The following is a 5,831-nucleotide window of genomic DNA, read 5'->3' as shown; positions in this document are numbered from 1 at the left end:
CGCAGGCCGACCTCGACAGCATCGCCGAGCGCCTGGGGCGGGTCCCGCGCGGTGTCGTGGCCGTCGCCCACCGCTGCTCGTGCGGGCGCCCCGACGTCGTCGAGACCGCGCCGCGGCTGCCCGACGGCACGCCGTTCCCCACCACGTACTACCTCGTCGACCCGTCCGCGGCCTCGCTCATCAGCACGCTCGAGGCGAGCGGGCTCATGCGCGAGATGACCGAGCGGCTGGCGGCCGACCCCGCCCTGGCGGCGGCCCACGCGGCCGCCCACGAGGACTACCTGCGCCGGCGCGCCGCCCTCGGCGACGCCGACGTCCCGGAGATCGCCGGCGTCTCCGCCGGCGGCATGCCCACCCGGGTCAAGTGCCTGCACGCCCTCGCCGGGCACGCGCTGGCCGCCGGGCCCGGGGTGAACCCGTTCGGGGACGAGACGCTGCAGCGGCTGGCGGCCGCCGGGGGCTGGCCGGCGACGTGCCCGCACGGACCCGCCGCCGGGCCGTCCGCGGCGGGCGGCGCCGCGGACGACGGGGTGTGAGCGCCCGCCGCGTCGCCGCCCTGGACTGCGGCACGAACTCGCTGCGCCTGCTCGTCGCCGACGTCGACCCCGAGGCGGGCACCCTGGTCGACCTGGAGCGGACGATGACCGTCGTGCGCCTGGGCCAGGGCGTCGACCGCACCGGCGCGTTCGCGCCGGAGGCGCTGCGGCGCACCTTCTCCGCCGTCGAGTCCGCTGCGGCGCTGGTGCGCCGGCACGGCGTCGAACCCGGCGACGTCCGGTTCGTGGCGACGTCCGCCTCCCGCGACGTCTCCAACCGCGAGGAGTTCTCCGAGGGCGTGCGCGCGCGGCTGGGGGTCGCGCCCGAGGTCGTCAGCGGCGAGGAGGAGGCCGCCCTCAGCTTCGCCGGCGCGACGCGCGACCTGCTGGGCACCGCCGGCGCCCCCTTCCTCGTCGTCGACCTCGGCGGCGGGTCCACCGAGCTCGTCCTCGGCGCGCAGGATGTCGAGGCGGCCCGCTCGCTGGACATGGGGTCGGTGCGCATGACCGAGCGGCACCTGAGCGAGGACCCGCCGAGCGCCGCGCAGGTCGCCGCGGCCCGCGCCGACGTCGACGCCCTGCTCGACGCGGCGGCCGCCGACCTCCCGCTGGCCCGCACCCGCACCCTGGTGGGCGTCGCGGGGTCCATCACCACGGTCACCGCGGCCGCCGTCGGGCTGCGGGCCTACGAACCCGGTGCGCTGCACGGCGTCCGGCTGCCGCTGGAAGCCGTGCGCGCCGCCTGCGACAGGCTGCTGCGCGCCACCCGCGCCGAACGCGCCGCGATGCCGTTCGTGCACCCGGGCCGCGTCGACGTCATCGGCGCCGGGGCGCTGGTCTGGCACGCCGTCCTCGACCGCGTCGAGGCCGCGGCCGGGGTGCGCGAGGTCGTCACCAGCGAGCACGACGTCCTCGACGGCACCGCGTTCGCGCTCGCCGCGCGCGCCTGACCGCGCACCCGCTCCACGTCCGCTCCACGTCCGCACCGCGCCCGCACGAGCGGGCGGCGGGGCCGCGCCACGGAGCGCAGCGGCGGCGGGGTCTCTGGCAGGGTGGCAGCCATGAGCACCGTGAGCGCCACGACGACCCGACGCATCGACGCCCCCGCCGAACGGGTGCTCGCCGCGCTGGCCGACTACCGCGGGACCCGCCCGCGGTTGCTCCCGGAGCAGTTCACCGACTACGAGGTCCTCAGCGGCGGGGACGGCCCGGGCACCCAGGTGCGCTGGAAGCTGCACGCGACGAGGAAGCGGGTGCGCGAGGTGCTGGCCGAGGTGTCCGCCACCGACAAGCACGCCCTCGTCGAGAGCGACCGCAACTCCTCCCTCGTCACGACGTGGCGGGTGGAGTCGGACGGCCCGGACGCCTCCGAGGTCGTCGTCACCAGCGAGTGGACCGGTGCCGGCGGGGTCGGCGGGTTCTTCGAGCGCACCTTCGCCCCCCGCGGCCTGGACCGCATCTACGGCGAACTGCTCGACAACCTCGCCGACGCCGTCGCCCGCTGAGCCGGCGCGACCCGGTGGAACCGGTGCGACCGGTGGACGAGCGGGCGCCGCACCCGGCGACCGGCGCGCCGTTCGCCTCGCCCGTCCCCCCGGGCACCGGGTGGCCGGGGGACCCCTCGTCGCCGGGCACGCCCGTCGCCGCCGACGGGGCGCAGGTGCTCCGGCTGGCCCGCTCGGCCGCCGACGCCGGCGAGCTGGTCGCCCGCGCGTGCGTGTGCCGGGCCTGCCCGCGCCTGGTGGCCTGGCGCGAGGAGGTCGCGCGCACCCGGCGGCGCGCCTACCGCGACCAGCCCTACTGGGGCCGGCCGGTGCCCAGCCTGGGCGTGGCGGACCCGAGGGTGCTCGTCGTCGGGCTGGCCCCGGCCGCCCACGGCGGCAACCGCACCGGGCGGATGTTCACCGGCGACCGCTCCGGCGACTGGATCATCGCCGCGCTGCACCGCGCCGGGCTGGCCAACCAGCCGGGGTCGGTGCACGCGGCGGACGGCCTGGTCCTGCACCGCACCCGCATCGTCGCGCCGGTGCGCTGCGCCCCGCCGGACAACAAGCCCACCCCCGACGAGCGGGACCGCTGCGCGCCCTGGCTGGACGGCGAGCTGCGGCTGGTCGCGCCGCAGGTGCGGGTGGTGCTCGCGCTCGGCGGCTACGCGTGGGCCTCGGCGCTGGCCGCGGCCCGGCGCGCCGGGTGGGCGGTGCCGCGCCCGCAACCGCGCTTCGGGCACGGCGCAGAGGCCGACCTGGGCGCTCCGGCCCACCCGGTCCGCCTGCTGGGCAGCTACCACGTCAGCCAGCAGAACACCTCCACCGGCCGCCTCACGCAGCCGATGCTCGACGCCGTCGTCGGGCGCGCGGCGGCCCTGGCCGGCTGAGCCCCGCCGCCGCCCGCCCCGCCGCCGGGCGGGCGAGCGGACCTGGGATGCTGTGGCTGCGCAGGGCCCGGGTGGCGTAACTGGCAGGCGCACGGGGCTTAAACCCCCGGGCCGTTCGCGGCGTGCGGGTTCGAGTCCCGTCCCGGGTACTCGCGCTGCGCGCTGCGGCGGGCGCGCGGCGTCGTGACGACTTCGTGACACCCCTGCGGCCCCCCGCGGGAACGACCGGCGGTGCTTGACCGTTGCAAGGAACGTCAGCACTGCTCCGGAGGGGAGCCATGGAGAGCAAGAACCCGGTCTTCGCACGCAGCAAGGAATGGAAGAACGGCGGTTACGCCACGTTCGACGCGCCCGCCTCGGCGCAGCGGCAGGTGCCGCCCGCGGACGCTTCCGCCGGCACGCTGGAGGACTGGTACCGCAAGCCGTCCGCCACCCCGTCGCAGTCGCGCCGGATGACCCTGGACGACGTCGTGGTCCGCACGGCGTCGCTGTTCGCGGTGCTGCTCGTCGGTGCCGCCGCCGGCTGGCTGGGCGTCCGCAGCGGCATGGGCTTCGGGCTGGTCATCGGGCCCGCGCTGGTCGCGATGGTCCTCGGCATCTGGGCGCAGGTCTCCCGCAAGGTCCGCCCGGGCGTCATGTTCGCCTACGCGGTCCTGGAGGGCGTCTTCGTCGGCGCCATCTCGACCTTCTACGCCTCCCTCTACGACGGCATCGTCGCGCAGGCCGTCCTCGGCACGCTCGCAGCCTTCAGCGGGATGCTCATCGCCTACAAGACGGGTGTCATCCGCAACAGCCCGCGCTTCACCAAGGTCCTGGGCATCGCGGCCATCGGCTACCTGGTCTTCGGGCTGGTCAACCTGGTCACCGCGCTGGCCGGCATCGGCAGCGTCTACTCCGGCGGGGGCCTGCTGGCCATCGTCGTCAGCGCCTTCGGCGTCGTCCTGGCCTCGCTGTTCCTCGTACTCGACTTCGACCACATCGAGCAGGGCATCCGCAACGGCCTGCCCGTGAAGGAGTCCTGGCGCGCCGGCTTCGGCCTGATGGTGACGCTGGTGTGGCTGTACCTGGAGATCCTGCGCCTCATCGCGATCCTGCGCGGCAACGACTGACCTCGCAGGTGGACGAGCAGCACGACGAGCTCGGTGCGGCGGCCCTCGCGGCCGCGCGCGCCGAGCTCGTCCGTTCGGTGGACCTGCAGGCCGGCCGGGTGCGCGCCCTGCCGCTCACGCGCCTCGAGCGGGCGGCGGAGGGGCAGCCGCGCACCCGGGCCGAGCAGCTGCACGAGGCCGCGCAGGCGCTGGCGGACCTCGCGGCCGACGCCGAGGGGCGCCCGCGCCGGCCGCTGCCGGTGCTGGCCGTGCACGGCCTCGGCGACCAGCTGGCGGTCGTCGGCCACGACGTCGCCGCCGCCGGCGACGCGGCCGCGCTCGCCGCGGCGCACGAGCTGCTCGCCCGGGTGCGCGGGGCGCTGTAGCAGCCCGCCGCCGCGGCCCGGGCGGCGCGGGGCCCGCGGCCGGTGCGGGATGATGGGGCCATGCGCTACGCCGAGTCCGTCGTCGACCTCGTGGGCGGGACACCGCTCGTCAAGCTCCACCGCGTCACCGAGGGCCTGGCCTGCACGGTGCTCGCGAAGGTCGAGTACCTCAATCCGGGCGGCTCCGTGAAGGACCGGATCGCCACCCGCATGATCGAGGCCGCGGAGGCCGAGGGCGCGCTCAAGCCCGGCGGGACGATCGTCGAGCCCACCAGCGGCAACACCGGCGTGGGGCTGGCCCTGGTCGCCCAGCAGCGCGGCTACCGGTGCGTCTTCGTGTGCCCGGACAAGGTTGGCGCCGACAAGCGCAACGTCCTCAAGGCCTACGGCGCCGAGGTCGTCGTCTGCCCGACGGCCGTGCCGCCGGAGGACCCGCAGTCGTACTACTCGGTCTCCGACCGCCTCGTGCGCGAGATCGAGGGGGCGTGGAAGCCCAACCAGTACGCCAACGTCCACGGCCCGCGCAGCCACTACGAGACGACCGGCCCGGAGATCTGGGCCGACACCGAGGGGCGCGTCACGCACTTCGTCACCGGCGTCGGCACCGGCGGGACGATCACCGGCACCGGGCGCTACCTCAAGGAGCAGGCCGAGCGCGCCGGCACCGCGCTGCGCGTCGTCGGCGCCGACCCGGAGGGCTCGGTGTACTCCGGCGGCACCGGCCGCCCCTACCTCGTCGAGGGCGTGGGGGAGGACTTCTGGCCCAGCGCCTACGACCCGTCGGTGCCCGACGAGATCATCGCCGTCTCCGACGCGGACTCCTTCCAGATGACCCGCCGCCTGGCGCGCGAGGAGGGTCTGCTCGTCGGCGGCTCCTGCGGGATGGCCGTCGTCGCGGCGCTGCGCGCGGCGGAGGACCTCGGCCCCGACGACGTCGTCGTCGTGCTGCTGCCCGACGGCGGCCGCGGCTACCTCGGCAAGATCTTCAACGACGACTGGATGGCCTCCTACGGCTTCCTGGACACCTCCGAGGGCGGCACCGCCGGTGACGTCCTGCGGCAGAAGTCCGCGGGCCTGCCGGCGCTCGTGCACACCCACCCCACCGAGACCGTCCACGACGTCATCGAGATCATGCGCGACTTCGGCGTCTCGCAGCTGCCCGTCGTCGGCGCGGAGCCGCCGGTGATGGCCGGGGAGATCGCCGGGGCCGTCACCGAGCGCGAGCTGCTGGACGCCCTGTTCACCGGCCGGGCGAAGATGTCGGACGCGGTGAGCGCCCACATGGGCCCCGCGCTGCCGCTGGTGGGCTCGGGCCAGTCCGTCGACGACGCCCGCGAGGTCTTCACCCGCGCCGACGCCGCCGTCGTCGTCGAGGACGGCAAGCCCGTCGGCGTCATCACCCGCCAGGACCTGCTCGCCTGGCTGGCCGTCTCGCACTGAGCGCCAC

The 5,831-nt window shown here is 76.3% G+C and carries 7 protein-coding genes and 1 tRNA gene; all 8 read left to right on the top strand.

Annotation, left to right across the window (positions count from 1 at the left end):
- Positions 1-536, top strand: a 536-nt coding sequence (locus GTQ99_RS18890) for a DUF501 domain-containing protein (protein ID WP_166617267.1), incomplete at its 5' end; no start/stop codon positions are given.
- Positions 533-1,486, top strand: a complete 954-nt coding sequence (locus GTQ99_RS18885; protein ID WP_166617266.1) for a Ppx/GppA phosphatase family protein — start codon at positions 533-535, stop codon at positions 1,484-1,486. The genes GTQ99_RS18890 and GTQ99_RS18885, both read left to right, overlap by 4 nt.
- Positions 1,487-1,597: 111 nt before the next feature.
- The gene (locus tag GTQ99_RS18880) at positions 1,598-2,041 is read left to right on the top strand and encodes an SRPBCC family protein (protein ID WP_166617265.1); all 444 of its coding nucleotides are present in this window, start codon (positions 1,598-1,600) and stop codon (positions 2,039-2,041) included.
- A gap of 32 nt (positions 2,042-2,073) precedes the next feature.
- Positions 2,074-2,910, top strand: a complete 837-nt coding sequence (locus tag GTQ99_RS18875; protein ID WP_166617264.1) for a uracil-DNA glycosylase family protein — start codon at positions 2,074-2,076, stop codon at positions 2,908-2,910.
- Positions 2,911-2,975: 65 nt separating this feature from the next.
- A tRNA-Leu gene (locus GTQ99_RS18870) sits at positions 2,976-3,059 on the top strand.
- Between the two features lie 129 nt (positions 3,060-3,188).
- Positions 3,189-4,019 (top strand): Bax inhibitor-1/YccA family protein, encoded by an 831-nt coding sequence (locus GTQ99_RS18865; protein WP_166617263.1) that lies wholly within the window; start codon positions 3,189-3,191, stop codon positions 4,017-4,019.
- Between the two features lie 8 nt (positions 4,020-4,027).
- Positions 4,028-4,384: a hypothetical protein gene (locus tag GTQ99_RS18860; RefSeq protein WP_166617262.1), complete on the top strand. Its 357-nt coding sequence runs from the start codon at positions 4,028-4,030 to the stop codon at positions 4,382-4,384.
- A gap of 60 nt (positions 4,385-4,444) precedes the next feature.
- A complete protein-coding gene (locus tag GTQ99_RS18855; RefSeq protein WP_166617261.1) occupies positions 4,445-5,824 on the top strand; it encodes a cystathionine beta-synthase in 1,380 nt (459 codons plus the stop codon).
- The last annotated feature ends 7 nt before the right edge of the window (positions 5,825-5,831 follow it).

The sequence above is a fragment of the Kineococcus vitellinus genome (assembly GCF_009906315.1).
GTDB classification, from domain to species: domain Bacteria; phylum Actinomycetota; class Actinomycetes; order Actinomycetales; family Kineococcaceae; genus Kineococcus; species Kineococcus vitellinus.
Note: the sequence above shows the minus strand (reverse complement) of the source record. Positions and strands in the feature narration are given on the sequence as shown.

Excerpts from the sequence above, each read along its gene's own strand:
- GTQ99_RS18865 (WP_166617263.1), top strand. The coding sequence starts at position 3,189 with ATGGAGAGCAAGAACCCGGTCTTCGCACGCAGCAAGGAATGGAAGAAC.
- GTQ99_RS18855 (WP_166617261.1), top strand. The coding sequence starts at position 4,445 with ATGCGCTACGCCGAGTCCGTCGTCGACCTCGTGGGCGGGACACCGCTC.
- GTQ99_RS18880 (WP_166617265.1), top strand. The coding sequence starts at position 1,598 with ATGAGCACCGTGAGCGCCACGACGACCCGACGCATCGACGCCCCCGCC.